The sequence below is a fragment of the Pelomicrobium sp. G1 genome, from assembly GCF_051905455.1.
Taxonomy (GTDB): Bacteria; Pseudomonadota; Gammaproteobacteria; order Burkholderiales; family UBA6910; genus Pelomicrobium.
Window position 1 is genome coordinate 1 of record NZ_JBQACR010000149.1, and the last position, 382, is coordinate 382.

1 pseudogene is annotated in these 382 nt (G+C 64.1%); it reads right to left on the bottom strand.

Annotated features, from left to right (window positions below):
- Positions 1–292 (bottom strand): annotated as a pseudogene (locus ACTFO6_RS17930) (hypothetical protein); the annotation flags it as partial.
- Positions 293–382 lie beyond the last annotated feature (90 nt).

The following is a 382-nucleotide window of genomic DNA, read 5'->3' on the forward strand; positions in this document are numbered from 1 at the left end:
GTTCGGTGTTGATGGCGTCGGTGCCGTTGAGGGCGTCGTAGTAGTCGTTGAGCACGTTCACCCCGGCGTGGGCGACGAGGGCGAAAACGAGGGTGACCGCCGCGAGGCCCAGCGAAAGGCTCAAGCCGCTCCCGAAGGCCGCGGCCAGGCCCACCGCCCAGGCGAACAGGGTCACGCTCAGGAACGCCGGGCGCGTGGCCAGGAAATAGCGCAGGAGGGGATTGGAAAGGCGCGGAAGGGTCGGCTCCGGGAACCCTGCCCTTTCCCTCGTATCGGTTCCACTGTTTGCCATTCGCATAGGGCACTTTCCACCAAGGAAGGGGCTCGGCCTTTGATTTGGATCAATAAGCGGTGGGCTTCGGGGCGTAACATGGATCAAAGG